Consider the following 19836-nt stretch of genomic DNA (forward strand, 5'->3'; position numbering starts at 1 on the left):
TTTATATCTTACGTTCTAAGGATACAGATTCTGTAAAAGGCGGGAACAAGCCCCGCGCCCCTTAAACTAGACTTTTGAGGGCAAAAAAACAAGCACTTTTTTCAAAATTTCGTATTTTATTGGGAAAATGCCGATTTTTGACTCACATTTGCACCTGGCGAGGCTCCCGCAGCCCCTGAAATTGGCCGCAGAACTGCACAGACGCGGCTACCGGTACACCGCCGTGGCATGCGAGCCGTGGGAATGGGAGGCCCTCGACAGGATATGGGCCGAAGCCTCCGGAGCCGGTTGGCTCGATGGATGCGGACGCGCCTACGGGATCCACCCGATGATTGCATCCGAATTTGCAGAAGCCGCGAACGCAAATTTCGAAAAAACACTCGCGGAACTGCGCCGGCTGCTGGAGTGCGATCCGAACGCACAAGTCGGAGAAGCGGGACTCGACAAGCGCTATGCGGGCTATGAACCGGGCGGAGCGCAAGAGGATGTCTTTCGCAGGCAGGCGGAAATGGCTTTTGAACTCGGACGCGACCTGCAAATCCATTGCGTGGGCGACTACGGGCGCATCATCAAAATCTTGCGCGAAGCAGGGTTTGGCATTAAACGGCCACGCCCCATATTCCACAGGTTCGGAGGCGATGCGGGCATCGTGAAAGCGGGACTTTCGCTGGGCGCGTTATTCTCCATCCACGCGGATACACTCCGCAAGAAGGCGACGCGGGAAGCCCTCGCGCTTATACCGCGGGAGCATCTCCTTTTCGAGACGGACGCCGACGAAACGTTTATCGAAACGCTTGTCGCCACGCGCGGGCCAAAAGACGATGTCACGCCGCAAGAAGTCGCCGTAATGCTCGAGGAAACGCTTAGTTCAGGATATTCGTGTCCCTAAACAGCGGATTAACGGGTTCCGCCTTCGCGGGCGTCAGCGTGATGTCAGAAAAATTACGGAAGAGCTCCGCGATTTTATCGGCCATTTTCTCCGCGGGCGCAGCTCCAAGTTCAAATACCGCCTGCAAGGGCGAAGTTCCCACGTAGCGCATGGGACACGTGCTCTTCCCGGCAATTTCGCCAAGCACACGCGTCTCGATGGGCGGGAACTCCACGAATGTCGCCACCAGGATTCCCTTGCGCTGCTGCAATCCCTGAATGCGGAGGCGACCGGCAAGGAGCCCGATCTTGGTGACAAGCAAAAGCATCTTCGCTGGCACCGGCAACTCGCCGAAGCGGTCCGCCAGTTCCTGCCGGATGTTCTCGACTTCCTGGGAACTCGAAATGCGCGCAATACGCTGGTACATTCCGATTCGCGTAAGACCGTCCTGGATGTAGTCCTCGGGAAGGTAGGCATCCACACCGATTTCCACACGCGGCTGCACGGGCTTTTCCGTCGTTCCGCCCCGGAGTTGCTGCACCGCCTCGCGCACCAAGCGCACGTAAGTTTCGAAACCGACTTCGGCAATAAATCCATGCTGTTCCTCGCCAAGCAAGTTCCCTGCGCCACGGATTTCGAGGTCGCGCATCGCAAGCTGGTATCCGCTTCCGAGGTCGCTGAACTGTTCCAGGGCCTTGAGGCGGCGCATGGATTCGGGCGAGACTTCCCCGCGCACGGGCGTCACAAGGAATGCCTTCGCAAGCACGTCGCTTCGGCCGACGCGGCCACGCATCTGGTAAAGCTGGCTGATGCCGAAATGGTGCGCGTTCATGATGATAATCGTATTGGCGTTCGGCACATCGAGCCCGGACTCGATGATACTCGTACTCACGAGGATATCGAACTCGCGCGAAAGGAAGCTCTCCATCACGCGTTCCAGGTCGCGGTCGTTCATCTGCCCGTGGGCCACCGCCACGCGGGCTTCCGGCACCCAGGATTCCACTTCCTCGGCAAGGGCATTGATATTCTGCACGCGGTCATTGACAACGAATACCTGGCCGCCCCGCGCAAGCTCGTCACGTACGGCGGCGGCAAGCACCACATCGTCGCGCTTCATGAGCTTGGTCTCTACGGGCAAACGGTTCATCGGCGGCGTGTTGATAAGCGAAATGTCGCGCACGCCCGTCATGCTCAAATGTAACGACCGCGGAATCGGGGTCGCACTCATGCTGAGCGTATCCACCGACATGCGCATTTCACGCAGCTTTTCCTTCTGCTTCACGCCGAACTTCTGTTCCTCGTCTATCACGAGCAGGCCAAGGTCCTTGAACTGGTTCTTATCGCTCAGGAGCGCATGCGTCCCCACGACAATGTCGATTTTCCCTTCGGAAATCTGCTTGAAGATTTCCTTTTTCTCCTTCGCGGTCTTGTATCGATTCACAAGGGCGATGTTCACCGGGAACGCGGCAAAACGGTCCTTGAAATTCTCGTAGTGCTGGGCGGCAAGGATTGTCGTCGGGACAAGAATCGCCGCCTGTTTCTTTGCCGAGATGCACTTGAAAACAGCACGCATGGCAACTTCGGTCTTTCCGAAGCCCACATCACCACACACAAGGCGGTCCATGGGCTTCCCGTCTTCCATGTCGCGCTTGATTTCGGCCGTAGCCTTCACCTGGTCCGGCGTCGGGTCATATTCAAACGCGTCCTCGAATTCGCGCTGCAGCTGGCCGTCCTGCGGAAAATGGAACCCGGGCACGAGTTCACGCTTTGCATAGAGTTCCACGAGGTCGCGCGCTATCTTGACGACCTTCTCCTTCACACGCTTCTTGAGCGTTTCCCAGTGTTTGCTTCCCAGACGGTCGAGCTTAGGGATTTCGCCCTCGCGCGGGTCCAGCCGCTCGATTTTCTGCAAGTCCGAAACAGGGAACTTGAGACGGTCCCCGCCGTCGTATTCCAGGAGGGCGCAGTCGACAAGGCCCCCGTTCACTTCTACGCGCACAAGTCCGAGGTAGCGGCCGACACCGTGGTCCTCGTGGGCAACCAAGTCCCCGCGGTTCAAAGATTCGACCATCAGGGCAGCCGTCACGGAGCCCGAAATCTGGCGCTTGCGCGACTTTGTTGCATGGCGGTTGAAAATGCGGGTTTCCGTCAGGAAGGCCACCTTGTCCGTATCGAGCCAGAATCCCTCCGTCAGGTTACCGACAAAATAATCTTCTATCGGCAAGCCTTCAAAAACATGCTTCAACCGGGAAAGCGCACCTGGTGTCGGGGCAATCACATATACTTCGCCGCCGCCCGCGCAAAAATCCTCAATCTTCCTTGCAACTTCTTCCGTCCCTGCACTTGCAAAATCCTGCGGGCGGGATTCGACCTTGAACCAGTTCGAAGCATCCGTTTCGGCTTGAGTTATATCGAGCGAGGCATGTCCCGGAAAGCGCATGGAAAGTTCACCGAACTTCCACCATATCGCATTCGGAGGAACCGTGTCGACAACCGAAGTGCGCAAATCCTCGAACGCGTCCCCATAGTTCTGGACAAGGCGCGAAGCCGACTCCGAAAGCGCCGAAAGATTCTCGAAAACAAGGGATGCGCCCGGAAGATAGTCGAGCAGGCTGGAATCAAGCTTCTCGTAAAGGGAACGTTTCCACCAGAGCCCCGCACGCTCGTTGCCGAGCTTGAGCAATTCCGATTCTCCCAGGGTCCATTCTCCCATCGGGTAGAGCGACACACGGTCCATATTCTCCACAGAACGCTGGGTAAAGATGTCGAAACTGCGAATGGATTCAATTTCATCGCCAAAAAACTCAATTCGAATCGGATGCGGGTACAAGAAGCAGTTCACGTCCACGATGCAGCCGCGGATGGAGAATTCCCCAACCGAACTCACGACCGGCTGCTCCGTAAACCCATGGTCCAAGAACCACGGGCGCAGCGACGAAGGTTCAAGGACATCGCCCGTCTTGAGCGTGCGCATGCCGTGCGCAAGGCCTCCGGGAGCCGGAAGCTTCGCCAAGAGCGCATCGAGCGGGCACACGGCGACTATGGGCTTCTGTGGATTGCCAGCATCCCTGAAAAAGCGGAGGCGTTCTTCGAGAACCCCCTCGAAGGGTTCCTTCTGCTCGTAAGGCTTGAGGCCGATGGACGGGAAAAAACGTACAAATTCATCGCCTACAAGCGTGCGGAGGTTTTCCATCCACGATTCGGCGCTCTTGAAATCGCGCGCGACAACCAGAACCGGTCCCGGATTATCGAAAAAGCGCTTCGCCACCATCATGGAAGCGATCGGCACCGTCGCGCCACAAACATGGAGCGCCTCTTTACCCGCATCCGCAAAAAGCGAAAGCGACGGGATTCGAGAATCTTGAATAAATTCCTGGAAAGTCATACTGCGCTGGCCCTAGCCCTGCTTTTTCAACTTTTCGACTGCTTCTTTCGCTAGTTTATCTACAAGTTCATTCCACTTGACGCCCGTATGCGCAGCCACTTTCTCGAACTTCACGCGGAAAAGGAAGGGTTGCACGGCTTTCACGTATTGCTGGGCGATACTGCTTTTCGCCTTCCACTCCCCCCTCGCCCATCGGGCGATTCCCTCGTAGTCATGGCACAATGTTGCATACTTGTCGTTCAAGTCCAGCCAGCGCATCGCCTGGTAAGACGCCATACATTCGCCATCGATATTCCGGCTTTCGGCCGCAAAGGCCGTATGCCCCGAGCCGCGGGCAATTTCGTTCCCGTCTTCTACAACAACAAAGGCCCAGCCCGCCTTGTCACAGCCCGGCATAAAGGAGCCGTCGACATAGATTCTGAGGCCCATGGGTTCCTCCGCTTCGACGCCATCTATCCAGGCCTGAGCTTCGGGACGCGAAGAGAAAGACTTGTACTTGAGCCCCTTCTCTCCACGGACTATTTTTTCGCACGCATCCCACGTATCGACGATTTGTCCCCCGTCTGGGCGCTTGATTGCATAGAATTTCTGTTTCGGCATGGGCACAAATTTATATATTTTGACGAAAAATTGGAGTTAACTTGAAGCCATCGCCATATTTTGTAGACCAGTTTCGCTTTTTCTTCAAACGGTTCTCGAGCAGGGATTCGCTGTTCAAGTGGTTCCTGAAAAAAGCGGGCGACGACTCTCAGGCGTTCAACTTTCCCGATGCGCTCAAGGATCACCCCAAGACGCTCGTGTTCCTGCCACGCGATATGGAAAGTTCCGCTGCATTCCTGCACAAGATGCCGCAGGCATGGTTCGAAAACGTTCTGTTCGTTGCCCATGAATCGCTCCATGCGCTCATATCGGCCAAACGTTCTCACGCCATCTACTACAGCGACACGGAATGCCGCTACGGCGAACGCGTTTTCGACGAGATTTTCCAGAAAATTCACGAATTTGCCCCCACGGTCTGCATTTACCTCGGGCAGGAATTCCTTCCCAGGCTCTACCTCGCAAAGACAAGCGGGGCCGCATGCCGCATCGGGTTCAACTGCGAATCCCTATACCCGTTCCTCAACCTGAGCCTCCACCCGGAACAATCCAGCGAGGCCGAGCTTATCGCACGGTACTACGGAGTCACCAAGTGATTCGGGGAACGATCATCACCGAAAAAGGCGGATACGCAGACCTGCATCTGCACACGCGCCTTTCCGACGGGACCCTCTCTGTCGAGGAGCTCCTGGCCCTGTGCAAGCGCAAGGGGCTTCGCTGCATCTCCATCACGGACCACGACAACCTGGATTCCTACAAGATAGCCGATGGGCCCGCCCACGACATCGGGCTCGAAATCATCCCGGGAATCGAGATTTCGGCCGTTTGGCAGGGCAAGGACATCCACATCCTCGGCTACTTCTGCGATCCGACGAACCTCGCCCTGAACATGGAACTCGAGGATTTCGCAAAACAGCGCATTGCGCGCGTAAAGGCGATTATCAAGAAACTCAACGCGCTCGGCATCGACATCACCTACGAAAAGGTCCATTCCTACTGCAAGGGAAAAGTCATCGGGCGCCCGCATATCGCCATGTCGATGGTGGACGAAGAATACATCGGCAACTTCGCCGAAGCCTTCACCAAGTACCTCGGAGACGGATGTGTCGCCTTCGTCGAAAAGAAGGGGCTCAACCCGCAGCAGACCATCCGCCTCATCGAAAACGCGGGAGGCATCGCCGTGCTTGCCCACCCCTACAAGTCCGGACTCTCCGACGAATTCATCGAGAACATGGTGGAATGGGGAATCAAGGGAATCGAGGTCTACAGTCCCGCGCAAAAGGGCGCCGTCGGCCGCAAGTACAAAGAAATGGCGGTCCGCTACGGCCTCGTGGGCACCGGCGGTTCCGACTTCCATACCGAAGGCGGCGCCTACCCTCCCGGCTGCATGAAAATGCCCTACACTGTCGTGCAGGCGCTCAAGGAATGTCGCGAAAAATCGCGCGCAGAATGGTTCTAGAATGAAGTCCTGTCGCGCACTCGCAATAGTATTCTCCTTTCTTGCCATGTTCGCCGCAACTGCAAGCGCACAGGTCTTGCAGCCTACGCAATATTCCCACCCCTCAAGGCAGGATTCCATAAAAACGGTCCCCGACCGCATCGACGCACAAGTCCGCGAAAACGACGCCGGACGCTTCGGCATCGTCCATTCCGAAGTCATGGAACGGCTCTACGACGTCTCGGGGCAGAAATCCGAATGGCTGCTCGGGACCTCCATCCTCGGCGCTCCGGAACTGGACCCGACCGCCCTGGGAATGGCAAGCACGAGCAAACGCTACCCGGCCATGCTCTCGGGAATCTACACCACACGCCTCGGGTTCGACCCGTCGCGGCTCTCGCTCAACGGCGAAAACGGAATCCTCTTCGAAGAACGCCACGGCATTCCCGTCGACACCCCCGTCACCGACCTCGCCTGGGAACGCGGGGCCTTCGGCGGAAACGCGCTGCATCTCGATTTCAGGAGGCTCGTCACCGATTCCATCACGCTCGACTTCGGCCTGCAAAGCCGTTCGAACAAGGATTCCAAGGAATACGACTACCAGAACGTCACGAGTTCGCCCTATTTCGCTCTCGGACGCGACTCTTCGAGCATCCCCTTCACCGGGCGCAACATCGCCGTCAACACGATGCATATCCAGCCCATCCTCACATGGAAATTCGGGCTCGGCAAGGCATTCTTCAAGATGAATTTTCTCTCGCTCAAGAACGCCGACAACACAAGCTACAAGGTGCTGCTCGATTCGCTCGACCTAACCAAGCGCACCTTCCAAAAGCCCTACTACACCATCGAGGAGAGGGCCGTCACCTACGGCGGAGGAATCGAGATTTCCCCCATCAAGAAACTGACGCTTTCAACAAGTTTCCATTACGGGTCGCACGAAATCAAGGAAGATTCGCTCCCCCAGGTTTCGTTCGGAACCAAGACCGTCAGGGATACGCTCGGCAACGAAAGCGAAGACAGCCTCTACTACGACACCCGGCACGGCTACACCTACAACACCGTGCTCGGCGACGCGGCCATCCGCTACGCGACATTCCTCAATCCGGCCATCCGCTTCCAGTACGAATTCGTGAATACCGACGAAAAGCGCGATGACCTCGAGATTTCCAAGACCTACTACCAGGACCGAGAAATCGGATACGGGGAAATCTCCGACACGCTCCGTTTTGCATTCTTCCGTGTGCAGGCGGGCATGCAGCGCAACAGTTCGCTCATGGACCACGTCGATTTCGCACCCGCCTACTCCGCCGACGCCACCTTCAACCTGCCCTTCCACCTGAAGCTCAACGCGATGTTGCGGCACGACAACAAGTTTCCCGACATGAAGGAACTCAAGCTTCACGAAACAGGACGATTCTCGTTCCCGAACGAGGACCTGAAATTCGAGAAGAGGAACCGGCAGGCCGCTACCCTCGGATGGTATTCCCGCGAAGTATTCTATGGCATCGGTCTACGCCACGAAAGCGCAGAGAACCTGATGAAGCAGCGCTGGGTGCTTGGCGAAGGCATGGAAAGCGTCAATAGCGCATTCCAGTGGACCAACCTCGACGAAGCTTCCACGCTGGACTGGCTGTTCAAAGTCGGGTTCAGGCTCGGGAACTGGAAATTTTACCTGGAACGAGGGCAAATCCTCGACCGCGACAAGCGCGTTCTCGACGTCCAGGAGCTCTACTACAAGGGTTCCATCCACTGGCAAAACCGGTTCGTCCGCGACAGGCTCGGCGTGAGCGTCCGCGTGGACTGGCAGTGGTTCGGCAAGCATTACGACTGCACCATCAACGAGGAAGGTCTCCCGGAACTCGAAACGATGGAAAAATACCTCGCGCTCGATTTCGAAGCCCGCATGCAGATTCTTTCGTTTGAGCTCTACAGCCGCATCGAGAACTTCAACCACAGCATCTACATGCCCGCTTCCGGCTACACGCCCGAGGGGTTGCGGTTCGCCTACGGCATTGTCTGGAGTTTCGGAAATTAACATCCACCTTTTTTGTATATTAGCGCTATGAAGTTTTTCGAATTCATCACCTCCGTCCTAATGCTCTGCGTGTCGGCAATCTGCATTCCGTTTGCGCTTGCCTTCAGTGCCGCCAAGGCCTACGCGAAAAAACTCAACTGGGTCGTCCTCATCGGCATCGCCGTCTTCTGCATCGTCCTCGCCATCGTGAACAACATCCGCGTGGGCGAAGGCAAGTCCATCGATTGGATTGGCTCCCAGGACGTGATGGAAAAGCCCGCGGAGGTCCTGTAATGAAACGTACGATCGCATCCGCAGTCCTCTTCGCCATCGCGACATTCTTTATCGCTTTCGGCATCGCCGAAATCAGTTTCCCCGAGAGCTTCCTCACCTTCACCGACCACGAATGGCTTCTCGAAATCTGGCCCAAGGCTTACCGCTACAACATGCACTTCGGAATCGGGGCCTGCGCCGTATGCGGCCTGCTCCTGATTCCCGCCTACAGGCTCCAGAAGGATTTCGCCATCCGCATGCTCGAAACGCTTTGCCGCATAGGCATCGGCGGGATGTTCATCTTCGCATCCATTTTCAAGATCCAGGATCCGCACCAGTTCGCGACCCTCGTCGCGCAATACCAGTTCTTCTCCGCCCTTCACCTCGATTTCGTCAACAACTTCTTTGCGCTAGTTTATCCACAATTCGAGCTCTGGTTCGGGCTCGCGATGATCTTATCCCCGTTCGTCCGCGAATCAGCGTTCGCCATCTTCTGGATGTTCGTGAGCTTCATCATCGCGCTCGCTTGGGCTCTGTGGAACGACCTCGGCATCACCTGCGGCTGCTTCGAACTCGAAGGCGCCCAGGACAAGGCCGAAGCCTGGACTAGCCTCATCCGCGACCTCATCCTCATCTGGCCCACGTTCTGGCTTGCCACCCGCAAGAACAAGAGTCTTATCGGCATATGGCGCAAGAAGTAAAAGAAGCCGCGAAAAAAAGTCGAGGACTATATCATTTCCGTTCCGGACTTTCCGAAACCGGGAATCCTGTTCCATGACATCACGGGCATCCTGAACGATACCGACGGCCTGAAGCTCCCGCGCGAGACTGTCGGAGTCTCCTATGACCTGGAATACGGGAGCGCGAGCATCGAAGTCCACAAGGATGCCGTAAGGCCCGGGCAAAAGGTCGTCATCATAGGCTAGCCAAATACACGTAAAAGCGAAAATACACTCCGATTTAGGAATTTTTTCAAAAAAAATTTCCTTTTTACCCTCCAATCTTTATATTTTTTCCACTGGATTTTTGCGCCACGGGTGTGATACCACATGCCCGGGGTGTATATGATCAGATTTTTTCGAAAAAACCTAAAAATTGGAGACACACATGGCAAAAAAGATGATTGCGTGTGATGGTAACGAAGCCACCGCTAGCGTAGCATTTGCTGTTAGCGAAGTTGCGGCTATTTACCCGATTACACCGTCTAGTCCTATGGCTGAGCACGCCGACAACTGGAGTGCTGCAGGCAAGAAGAATATTTGGGGACAGGTTCCCCGCGTGTTTGAAATGCAGTCCGAAGGTGGCGCTGCCGGTACCGTTCACGGAGCGCTCCAGGCCGGTGCTTTGACCACGACCTTCACCGCTTCCCAGGGTCTTCTCTTGATGATCCCGAACATGTACAAGATTGCGGGCGAACTGACCCCCACGGTCTTCCATGTGACTGCCCGTGCCCTTGCCATGCAGGGCCTTTCTATTTTCGGTGACCATTCCGACGTGATGGCCTGCCGCCAGACCGGCTTTGCCATGCTCGCCTCCAGCTGCGTGCAGGAATGCCAGGACCTCGCTCTCGTGGCCCACGCATCCACTCTCGAAAGCCGCGTTCCGTTTATGCACTTCTTCGACGGTTTCCGTACCTCCCACGAAGTGATGAAGATCGAAGCTCTCGAAGACGGCGTTATCCGTAACGTCATCGACGAAAAGTATGTGAAGGCATGCCGGCAGCGCTGCCTCACCCCGGACCGCCCGACCATGCGCGGTACCGCCCAGAACCCGGACGTTTACTTCCAGGGCCGCGAAACGGTGAACCCGTTCTACGCCAAGGTTCCGGAAATTGTCCAGAAGTACATGGACAAGGTCGCTAGCTACACTGGCCGTCAGTACCACATCGTGGACTACGTCGGTGCACCCGACGCCGAACGCGTGATCATTTCCATGGGTTCTTCGACCTGCACCATCGGTGACACCGTCAAGTACCTCAATTCCAAGGGCGAAAAGGTCGGTCTCGTGAACATCCGCCTGTACCGCCCGTTCCCGATGGAAGCCGTGGTTGCAGCCCTCCCGAAGACCGTCAAGAAGATTGCCGTCCTCGACCGCTGCAAGGAACCGGGTTCCGCTGGCGAACCGCTCTTCCAGGACGCCCTGACCGCTATCTCCGAAGCCGTGATGGCTGGCAAGATGGCCATGCCGAAGATGATCGGCGGCCGCTACGGTCTCTCTTCCAAGGAATTCACCCCGGCCATGGTCAAGGCCATCTACGACGAACTCGCCAAGGCCGACCCGAAGGCACGCTTCACCGTCGGTATCAACGACGACGTCTGCCACACGAGCCTCACCATCGACCCGAACTTCAAGCTCGAAAGCGACTTCTTCCAGGCTATGTTCTTCGGTCTGGGTTCCGACGGTACCGTGGGTGCCAACAAGAACTCCATCAAGATTATCGGTAACGAAACCGACAACTACGCCCAGGGCTACTTCGTTTACGACTCCAAGAAGTCCGGTTCCATGACTACCTCTCACCTCCGCTTCGGTAAGAGCATCATCGACGCCCCGTACCTGATTGGCGAAAACGAAGCCGACTTCGTGGCATGCCACCACACTCCGCACCTGGAATCCGTGAACATGCTGAAGTACGCGAAGGATGGCGCTACCTTCCTCGTGAATACCCCGCACTCCGCCGACACCGTGTGGGATACCTTCCCGCGTCCGGTGCAGGAAGAAATCATTAAGAAGCACCTCAAGGTCTATGTGATTGACGCCTACGCCGTTGCCGCGAAGACCGGCATGGGCCGCCGCATCAACACCGTGATGCAGACCTGCTTCTTCTCTAAGCTCGGTAACGTGCTCGATGCCGAAACCGCCATCAAGTACATCAAGAAGTACGCCGAAAAGACTTACGCCAAGAAGGGTCAGGAAGTGGTCCAGAAGAACTGGGACGCTATCGACGCCTCTCTTGCTAACCTGTTCGAAGTCAAGGTTCCGTCTGCTGTCACCAGCACCAAGGAATTCCGCGCTCCGATCCACGGCAACGCTCCGAAGTTCGTGAACGAAGTCACCGCAGAAATCATCAAGGGCAACGGCGAACTCCTCCCCGTTTCCAAGATGCCTTGCGACGGCGTGTTCCCGACCGGTACCACCAAGTACGAAAAGCGCGACCTCGCCCTCAACATCCCGAGTTGGAATCCGGACGCTTGCGTGCAGTGCGGCAAGTGCGCCATGGTCTGCCCGCATGCAGCCATCCGCGTGAAGGTTGTGGACGAATCCGCCGTGAAGAACGCTCCGGAAGGCTTCAAGTACACTCCGGCCAAGGGCTTCAAGCTCGAAGGTTCCGACAAGCCGGTGTTCGCCATTTCCGTGTCCAGCTACGACTGTACGGGTTGCGGCGTCTGTACGCAGGCCTGTATCGGTAAGGACAAGACCGACGAGACCAAGAAGGCCATCAACATGGTGCCGCAGGAACCCATCAAGGTTCAGGAAGGCAAGTGCTGGGACTTCTTCGTCGATCTCCCGGAATTCGACCGCACCAAGGTCAACAAGAGCCTCGTCAAGCAGGCCATGCTCCTGGAACCGCTGTTCGAATTCTCCGGAAGCTGCGCAGGCTGCGGCGAAACCGCTTACGTGCGTCTCGTTTCTCAGCTCTTCGGCGACCGCATGGTTGTCGCGAACGCTACGGGTTGCTCCTCCATTTACGGCGGTAACCTCCCGACCACTCCGTGGGCAAAGAACAAGGAAGGTCGCGGTCCCGCTTGGGCGAACTCCCTCTTCGAAGACAACGCTGAATTCGGTCTCGGTATGCGCCTCGCTATCACGAAGCATGCCAAGCAGGCTCTCTCCCTCCTCGAAGCCGTGAACGTTCCTGCCGAACTCAAGGAAAAGCTCACGACCCAGAAGCAGGACGACGAAGCCGGCATCAAGGCCCAGCGTGAAAACGTCGCCGCCCTGAAGGCAGCCCTCGCCGGTGCTACCGACGAAGCATCCGTCAGCCTCCGCGACGAATTCGCCGACTACCTCGTGAAGAAGTCCGTGTGGATCTTCGGTGGTGACGGTTGGGCATACGACATCGGTTATGGTGGTCTCGACCACGTGATGGCAACTGGCGAAAACGTGAACATCTGCGTCCTCGATACCGAAGTGTACTCCAACACCGGTGGACAGGCTTCCAAGGCCACGAACCGTGGTGCAGTCGCCCTCTTCGCCGCTGCTGGTAAGCGCGCTGGCAAGAAGGACCTCGGCCTTATCGCCATGAGCTACAAGAACGTTTACGTGGGCCGTATCGCCCTCGGCGCAAACGACGCCCAGGCCCTGAAGGTTCTCCAGGAAGCAGAAGCACACAATGGTCCGTCTCTGATCATCTGCTACTGCCCCTGCATCAACCACGGTTTCGATCTCAACAGCCAGCTTCAGCACCAGAAGATGGCCGTGGATTCCGGTTACTGGACTCTGCTCCGCTACAACCCGGCTCTCGCCGCCGAAGGAAAGGCTCCGCTTATCCTCGACTCCAAGAAGCCGACGATCCCGGTTGCAGAATACATCTACACCGAAAACCGATTCAAGCAGCTCACCCGTAGCAATCCGGAAGTGGCCAAGAAGCTCGCCGACGACCTCCAGAAGGAAGTTGACGCCCGCTACGCATTCTACGACGCCATGTCCAAGGATACCGAAGGGTTGATCAGCCTGTAAGAGGTATGAGGTCGGCACTCCGTGCCTTTGGGGTATGAGCTCGTTCGCGATGCTCGCTCTGAGGCATGAGTGAGGCCTTACGGCCTTTGAGGATGTCATCCCCGGCTTGACCGGGGATCTCCTTTCAAAATTAAAGACGAGTGAAGATTTTCTTCACCCGTCTTTTTTATTATTAATTTATTGGCGATTTTACTTCTTGAACAAGTCCGAATGCGTTCCGTATTACGCGAGCAGCTCCTGCATCATCGTATCGACATCCGTATAGGATTTGCCCTTAGACGGGGCAGCCTTCATCTCTTCCACTTCGCGAAGGGCGGCCTTGGTTTCTTCATTCAAATCGTCTTGAGAACTTTCTTTCTCAAAACGGAACAAAATGAAATCGAAGAATTCATCGACTTCATCAAAACTGTCTTCAAGCAGCGTTCGCAATTTTTGTTCTAGAAGTTCCAAGGACATAAACTACTCCTTTCAAGGACTTTTCTTCTCTAAATGTACTTTTTTCGTGTCGCAGATGCAAGCAACGGCTCTGTTCAATCGGTATTGCGGTACTGAAACATTTAAGAAATTGCTCTTTTTTGAAGAAAAAGTTCTTTTTTGAAGAAATTTCCGGTGGTAACGGAGCTATTTAAAGTTTTTTATGTTATTTTTAAAGAGTAAAAAGAGTTTAGCTCTTGTTCTCACCTTGAAATCTAGACAGTTTCAAAATGTACGAGGACGAGGCGAACGCTCACGCAGGTATGCCGTTTTACGGTGTATCTCGGTTTGTCGCGTCGGCTTAGAAAGCTGATTTTTGACAACAGCCCGTTTGGGGCGTGGGTCGTTTGCGTTTATCGTACAAAGGCTAGTCTAGAGCCTCAAGGTGGTAAATGCAACGACTCACGCCTTTTTTTGTATCCATACAAATTTTGGCGATGTTCTTTGCTGAACAAGGCGAAACTCCAAGGAATTTAACCGATGGAGGCTGTTGTGGCTAAAATAATGAATGTAGGCTTGATTTCGTTGTTAATGATGCTTTTGGCGATATCGTTTGCCGTAGCTGGTGAAATTCACCCAGGTCTAAAAAACGCTATTGACAACGGCGATTACAAGATGGCGAAAAATCTTGTAGCAAAAGTTGGTGTAAAAGATATTTACTGTCCGGCATCATTAAGTGTAAAAGAGGCAGAAAACATTTATTCCTCAATCTTGCAAAAGAACCCACTCGCAATAGTAAATGGGGATGGAGAAAACGTATTCTATGAACCAGAATTTAATGTTAAATATGCTGAAGCAAAGTGTAATGGGAAACTAGCTATAGATAATGAAATTTGCACACAATGGCGAAAAAGATCTTACGACACGTCCTATGAATTGTTCAGCAAATGGTTTGAAGAAGAAAAGGGCTTATGTTTGAATGCGGAAACAATGGAGCAATGTGAGTGGTTTGCTTGGGAATCAAAATTGGATAAACGTATGGAAATCTTTAGACAAGTTGAAAAAAAGAAATTGATTAGTTATGATAGGATGATTGAAAGAGACACAATGGTCCATAAACCTATTCCTAAGGGAGAATGTTTGAATAATCTTAAAGAATATGAAAAGAGTCAGAAAGTCATAATTGGTGCGAAAAAGAATGCGACGGGTTGGTATAGTTTTCCTTTTGACGCATGCTACTTTGACAGAACAATGAAAAATATTGATGTCTGTATTGACAAATTAAGAAAGGCTGTAAAGAAAGCCGAAGATGAGTGTAAAAGAGGGCTTGCAACGAGAGATGAAAAAAAGAAAATCAAAAGAAAGGAGAAAATTTTCCCGTTGAAAAATGTTATGGAAGATACAAAAGCTGAAATGCTGAAAAAACAGTGGTATCAGATGGATGAAAAATGGGTGGAGGACTTTCTTTTTCTTGCAAAACACGTGGGAAAAGAAGATGAAAAAGAAATTATAGATGAAATAAAGAAAGAGTACTCTTTGCAAGGTGATTTAGGAATTTCTTATTTGGTAAGAAGTTGTAAAGTGTATCCATCTATAGACAAAAAAATAAAAAAAATCCTTGGTGTTGAATTATTTTCTTGCAGTCACATTATTGCCAAATACCAGCCACTGGGTGCACAATGTGATGCTCCTAATGCAAGCTGGATGCTAAAATCAGGTTATACTTTAAATAGCAAAGATTCGTCGGATGCAATTATTGTTTGTGATAAAAAAACAGGCCGGTATCGGCTTCCAGACAAATACGAATCCATTAGTCGGGAAATTTGTGAAAATCCAGAATCTAGTTGGGCCAAGACATACGGAAGTGGAAGTAAGGCTACTACACTTGTATGTGATAAAAAATTAGGCAGATTTAGAGAATCTGTTTACCCAGAATTCGTTGCAGGACTATGTACCAAGGAGTCTGAAAAAAATGAGTATGTTTGGTTCACTTGCCTAAATGAAAAATGGGAAGACACGAAGGAAGTCAACACGAAAAATTTGCAATTTGACGTAAATGTTTTGGTTAAAGGTGAGGTAAATCCTGATTATATGTACTTTAAGGATTTTAGAGATGGTCAAATATATCGAGCCGTAAAAATAGGTGATCAGATTTGGATGGCTGAAAATTTAAACTATGTAGACAGTTTGTTAAAAAGAAATTGGTGTTATTATCCAAATGATTGTAAAACGTTTGGTCGCCATTATTCATGGCATGATGCAGTAGCTGATGATAAGAAAAAAAATCCTGTCCGCGGAATATGCCCCGAAGGATGGCACATACCTGATACGACCGAATGGAAGACTTTCTTTGCTGCGGTAAATTCCTCGGTTTATTCTATACAAGCGAAGGCTCTTGGTAAGTGGACTAAATCAACGGATGCTACAGGTTTTTCGGTTATTCCTGTTGGGTTCCAATTCTATAGCAACCGTCTAGAAGAACAAGGGTCTGAGACTCATTTCTGGAGTGCTAACGAGTGCGATTATAATACAGCGTATGGTAAAGCCTATTCATGGGTGTTAACGACAGATCGTGCTTTATTTGGCTACGATGATATAATGGAAGCAGGAAATTCCGTTCGGTGTGTAAAAGATTTCGAATAAAATGAAATTGTGACTATTAGTCTCTGATTAACCAATCCGATTGGGTCGGTTTCTTTGTATAGACTGAGAACCCTCAACTAGGCTGGAAATTTTCGGTCTATAAAAAATGGCGAACAGTTTGCCCGCCGAGTTAGGTTGAACCAGGGTCTCTCGACCAGTTCTGTTATAATATACAAATAATTCATTTGAAAGTCAATAGGCAAATGAACAAAAAAGCACTAACAAGCATTCGCGTTAGGGATAGTGACCCCTTGGGGACAAGACCCGCGTAGCGGGGCTTGGTTTTAGGCGGCGGGTGGCAAGCGAAGCGATGGCGGCCGCCCCTAAAATATAGCCCGACCGCACATATATGTGCGGGAACGCCCAAGAGATATCGGTTACGGTGGTCTCGACCACGCTGTGAGCCGTAGGCGACTCGTCATAACGAGTCGTCGGAGGCGAGAGTGAGGCGTAAGCCGAACGGTCATCATAGGGCCACGGGTGAAAACGTGAACATCTGCGTCCTCGATACCGAAGTGTACTCCAACACCGGTGGACAGGCTTCCAAGGCCACGAACCGTGGCGCAGTCGCCCTCTTCGCTGCCGCTGGTAAGCGCGCCGGCAAGAAGGACCTGGGCCTTATCGCCATGAGCTACAAGAACGTTTACGTCGGCCGTATCGCCCTCGGTGCAAACGACGCTCAGGCCCTGAAGGTCCTTCAGGAAGCAGAAGCTCACAATGGTCCGTCTCTGATCATCTGCTACTGCCCCTGCATCAACCACGGTTTCGATCTCAACAGCCAGCTTCAACACCAGAAGATGGCTGTGGATTCCGGTTACTGGACTCTGCTCCGTTACAACCCGGCTCTCGCCGCCGAAGGAAAGGCCCCGCTTATCCTCGACTCCAAGAAGCCGACGATCCCGGTCGCAGAATACATCTACACCGAAAACCGCTACAAGCAGCTCACCCGTAGCAATCCGGAAGTGGCCAAGAAGCTCGCCGACGACCTCCAGAAGGAAGTCGACGCCCGCTACGCATTCTATGACGCTATGTCCAAGGATACCGAAGGTCTGATTAGCCTGTAAGGTTAGGCGAAAGAACGCCGCGTCGCGGCTATAGACGAAAGACGAAAGATTGTCGCAAGACAAGATTTCGTCTTTCCTTTTTTTGGGAGTCATCCTGAACCCCCGCAGGGGTGAAGGATCCAGTCCTGGTTTCTTAGCTCATAGAGCTTAAGAATTGTAAGCCAATGAATTGGCAACAATTCTATACCACCTTCGGTGTCAGAATGACGAATGTGAAAACGCCCCGTCACGATGAGTGACGGGGTGTTTTGTTTTTCAAATCACACTATTTGTTTATGGGGCATTCTTTATCGAGAAAATTATCTTGTTGCAAATTTCTTCGTCAATGGAATCCGGATAGTAATGGAATTCAGCAAACCGAGTCGTAGCACGTCCAAAATCCCTTGAGTAGTTTCTTGCGGCCAAGACCTTTATTTTCTTTACTCCACGTTTATCTAGCGTATCTAACTTCCCTACCAACTTGTAATCAGACGACAAGGATTCCTTCTCCGAAAAAAGATGCGAATGCGGGGTTAGATAGTCATTCTTGTAATAAAGGATTACCCTGCCGCCAACATCCTTAATCAAGGCAAAACGGGACAACCTGTTTTCTTGCATTTCGACATGCAGATTATAGGGAATCCACAATTTTTCATATTTATCCTGAAAGACATACCCTTTCGATATGCCATTAGACGCAATACCAAGCAATGCGAGTCCCAAAGGGAAAAGAACTACGGCCAAGGCCCCAACAATTTGAAAAATTTTAGCCTTCATACGCCTCTAATCATAGAAAAAAATTCAAATTCTTGTCTCCAAGATTGATTAAGAACTCCCCTTTACAAACAAAACACCCCGTCACTCAAAAAGTGGCGGGGTGTTTTTGGTTCACATTAAACTAAAATTCAAACAACTTGTCAGGAAAGTCTCTCGAATGTCGTAATTTTAAGATTTCTGTGACAATCGTCGTTTCAACACCTTGTGCAGAAACATGGACGATCATTGTTTTCAAGTTGTTTTCAACATCATAGGAAAATTCGGTAAGTACAAAAAAAGACGGGTGATTGGACATCACTCGTCTTTTCTTAGGAGATCCCCGCCTTCTCCCCAAAGAGGATAACTCTACTATGGCAACGAATTGCATCGCAATTCTAGTTGCCAAGTATCGTATAGCGGGGATGACACCATACGCGGGGTACTACCCCGCCACCATTCCTACGACACGAGCATCATGGAGAACACCATGACGAACAGCGCGACGGTTTCACCGACGCCGAGCACCATCAGGTAGTTCACGAGGCCCTTGCCGGTTTCGCCGAGGGCGTTGCAGGCGTCCGCAGCGGACTTGCCTACGTACCAGGCAGAGGCCATCATGCCGATGCCACCGAAGATGCCGACACCCAGGTATGCAGCCCAGTTGGCCGGAGCCGCCTGGGACTTGTTCAGGATGTACATCATCAGGAGCATTCCGTAGATTGTCTGCGCAATGGGTGCGCCCACAAAGATGAGCAGCGTAAACAGCGCGTTCTTACCCTTGAGATACGCCTTCTTCCAGGCCCCGATGGCCGCCATGCCGGCAGTCCCGCAGCCCAGCGCAGAACCCACCGCGGCAAGGCCCAGGGCCGCCACCGCGCCGAGTTTCGCGAGCGTTAAAAGTTGAGCTTGATCCATACGTGTTACCTCGCTGGATTAAAGCACCATCATGGAGAACACGAGAACGAACAGGGCCACGGTTTCCACGATACCGAGCACCATCAGGTAGTTCACCATGCCCTTGCCGGTTTCACCGAGGGCGTCGCAAGCCACGGCCGCGGACTTGCCCTGGTACCAGGCAGAAGCCATCATGCCGAGACCGCCGAAGATACCGGCGCCGAGGCAGCCGCCCCAGTTGGTAAAGCCGGATTCAGCAGCCTTGCTCAGGATGAAGTTCATGAGCAACATGCCATAAATCGTCTGGGAAATCGGGGCACCCACGAACACCAGGAGTGTGAAGAGGGCGGACTTGCCCTGGGCATAAGCCTTCTTCCACATGGTGATGGCGGACATACCAGCCGTTCCGCAACCAAGGGCGGAGCCCATTGCCGAAATGCCGAGAGCGGCAGCAGCACCCATTTTAGCGAGAGTAACCATTGTATTCGGTTCCATTGTTTTTTCCTCATTAAGTAGCGGGAATCATCCCTTGGTTTAATTTTTCTGCTTGGCGAAGGGCGCGAACGCGAATCCGCTCCATTCCAGGCCAAGTCCATTTGAAAATTCGAGTGTATTCAGACGTACGGCGTGGACGGCGACGCCCATGACCGCAAGCGCGATGTTCAGGCCATGCACAAAGAGCAGCAGGAAGGCCGCACCGGCGATACCGACAGCGGAGCCGAACAGCGGCGAGAGCATGTCGTTGAACGCCTCGGCGATGGCCGCACCGGACATGCCCACGGCAAACAGACGGATGTAACTGATCACGTCGGTAAAGCTGTTCACCACGTC

At 53.1% G+C, this 19836-nt stretch carries 15 protein-coding genes and 2 pseudogenes; 10 read left to right on the forward strand and 7 right to left on the reverse strand.

Annotated elements, in window-relative coordinates; all coding sequences use genetic code 11:
* The first annotated feature begins 127 nt into the window (after positions 1–127).
* Positions 128–889, forward strand: coding sequence for a TatD family hydrolase (locus tag B2310_RS11750; protein ID WP_290731831.1), 762 nt, complete (start codon positions 128–130; stop codon positions 887–889).
* Here the strand turns inward: B2310_RS11750 and mfd are convergent.
* Positions 864–4253: a transcription-repair coupling factor gene (gene mfd / locus B2310_RS11755; protein WP_290731834.1), complete on the reverse strand. Its 3390-nt coding sequence runs from the start codon at positions 4251–4253 to the stop codon at positions 864–866. The two genes, B2310_RS11750 and mfd, sit on opposite strands and share 26 nt — an antisense overlap.
* Positions 4254–4265: 12 nt before the next feature.
* On the reverse strand, positions 4266–4853 hold the full coding sequence (locus B2310_RS11760; protein ID WP_290731837.1) for a ribonuclease H family protein: 588 nt from the start codon (positions 4851–4853) through the stop codon (positions 4266–4268).
* Positions 4854–4894: 41 nt separating this feature from the next.
* Here B2310_RS11760 and B2310_RS11765 point away from each other — a divergent pair, with 41 nt between their 5' ends.
* The 7 genes and pseudogenes from B2310_RS11765 (at position 4895) to nifJ (ending at position 13255) form a co-directional block, all read left to right on the forward strand.
* A complete protein-coding gene (locus B2310_RS11765; protein ID WP_173366262.1) occupies positions 4895–5446 on the forward strand; it encodes a hypothetical protein in 552 nt (183 codons plus the stop codon).
* Entirely contained in the window at positions 5443–6309 is an 867-nt protein-coding gene (locus tag B2310_RS11770; protein WP_290731840.1) for a PHP domain-containing protein, read from the forward strand. Before B2310_RS11765 ends, B2310_RS11770 begins: the two co-directional genes overlap by 4 nt.
* 46 nt (positions 6310–6355) lie before the next feature.
* On the forward strand, positions 6356–8326 hold the full coding sequence (locus B2310_RS11775) for a hypothetical protein (RefSeq protein ID WP_290731843.1): 1971 nt from the start codon (positions 6356–6358) through the stop codon (positions 8324–8326).
* Positions 8327–8353: 27 nt separating this feature from the next.
* Complete coding sequence (locus B2310_RS11780) at positions 8354–8599, forward strand: hypothetical protein (protein WP_290731846.1); 246 nt, start codon at positions 8354–8356, stop codon at positions 8597–8599.
* Positions 8599–9279, forward strand: coding sequence for a MauE/DoxX family redox-associated membrane protein (locus tag B2310_RS11785; protein ID WP_290731850.1), 681 nt, complete (start codon positions 8599–8601; stop codon positions 9277–9279). Before B2310_RS11780 ends, B2310_RS11785 begins: the two co-directional genes overlap by 1 nt.
* 30 nt (positions 9280–9309) lie before the next feature.
* Positions 9310–9498: pseudogene (locus B2310_RS13370) on the forward strand (adenine phosphoribosyltransferase); the annotation flags it as partial.
* 187 nt (positions 9499–9685) lie between these two features.
* On the forward strand, positions 9686–13255 hold the full coding sequence (nifJ, locus tag B2310_RS11790; RefSeq protein ID WP_290731853.1) for a pyruvate:ferredoxin (flavodoxin) oxidoreductase: 3570 nt from the start codon (positions 9686–9688) through the stop codon (positions 13253–13255).
* A 222-nt stretch (positions 13256–13477) separates the two neighbouring features.
* On the opposite strand, the gene B2310_RS11795 is transcribed toward nifJ, so the two are convergent.
* Complete coding sequence (locus tag B2310_RS11795; protein ID WP_290731857.1) at positions 13478–13711, reverse strand: hypothetical protein; 234 nt, start codon at positions 13709–13711, stop codon at positions 13478–13480.
* A gap of 510 nt (positions 13712–14221) precedes the next feature.
* Here B2310_RS11795 and B2310_RS11800 point away from each other — a divergent pair.
* Both B2310_RS11800 and B2310_RS11805 read left to right on the forward strand, forming a co-directional pair.
* The gene (locus B2310_RS11800) at positions 14222–16312 is read left to right on the forward strand and encodes an FISUMP domain-containing protein (RefSeq protein ID WP_290731860.1); all 2091 of its coding nucleotides are present in this window, start codon (positions 14222–14224) and stop codon (positions 16310–16312) included.
* A 443-nt stretch (positions 16313–16755) separates the two neighbouring features.
* The gene (locus B2310_RS11805) at positions 16756–17376 is read left to right on the forward strand and encodes a hypothetical protein (protein WP_290731862.1); all 621 of its coding nucleotides are present in this window, start codon (positions 16756–16758) and stop codon (positions 17374–17376) included.
* A gap of 273 nt (positions 17377–17649) precedes the next feature.
* Here B2310_RS11805 and B2310_RS11810 read toward each other — a convergent pair whose 3' ends face one another.
* From B2310_RS11810 to B2310_RS11825, 4 genes and pseudogenes are all read right to left on the reverse strand, one after another.
* Positions 17650–18132: a hypothetical protein gene (locus tag B2310_RS11810; protein WP_290731865.1), complete on the reverse strand. Its 483-nt coding sequence runs from the start codon at positions 18130–18132 to the stop codon at positions 17650–17652.
* Positions 18133–18570: 438 nt separating this feature from the next.
* Positions 18571–19026: a V-type ATP synthase subunit K gene (locus tag B2310_RS11815; RefSeq protein ID WP_072799628.1), complete on the reverse strand. Its 456-nt coding sequence runs from the start codon at positions 19024–19026 to the stop codon at positions 18571–18573.
* An 18-nt stretch (positions 19027–19044) separates the two neighbouring features.
* Positions 19045–19500, reverse strand: a complete 456-nt coding sequence (locus B2310_RS11820; protein ID WP_083535590.1) for a V-type ATP synthase subunit K — start codon at positions 19498–19500, stop codon at positions 19045–19047.
* A 39-nt stretch (positions 19501–19539) separates the two neighbouring features.
* Positions 19540–19836, reverse strand: a pseudogene (locus tag B2310_RS11825) (ATPase); the annotation flags it as partial.

The organism is Fibrobacter sp. UBA3629 (genome assembly GCF_002374005.1).
Taxonomy (GTDB): domain Bacteria; phylum Fibrobacterota; class Fibrobacteria; order Fibrobacterales; family Fibrobacteraceae; genus Fibrobacter.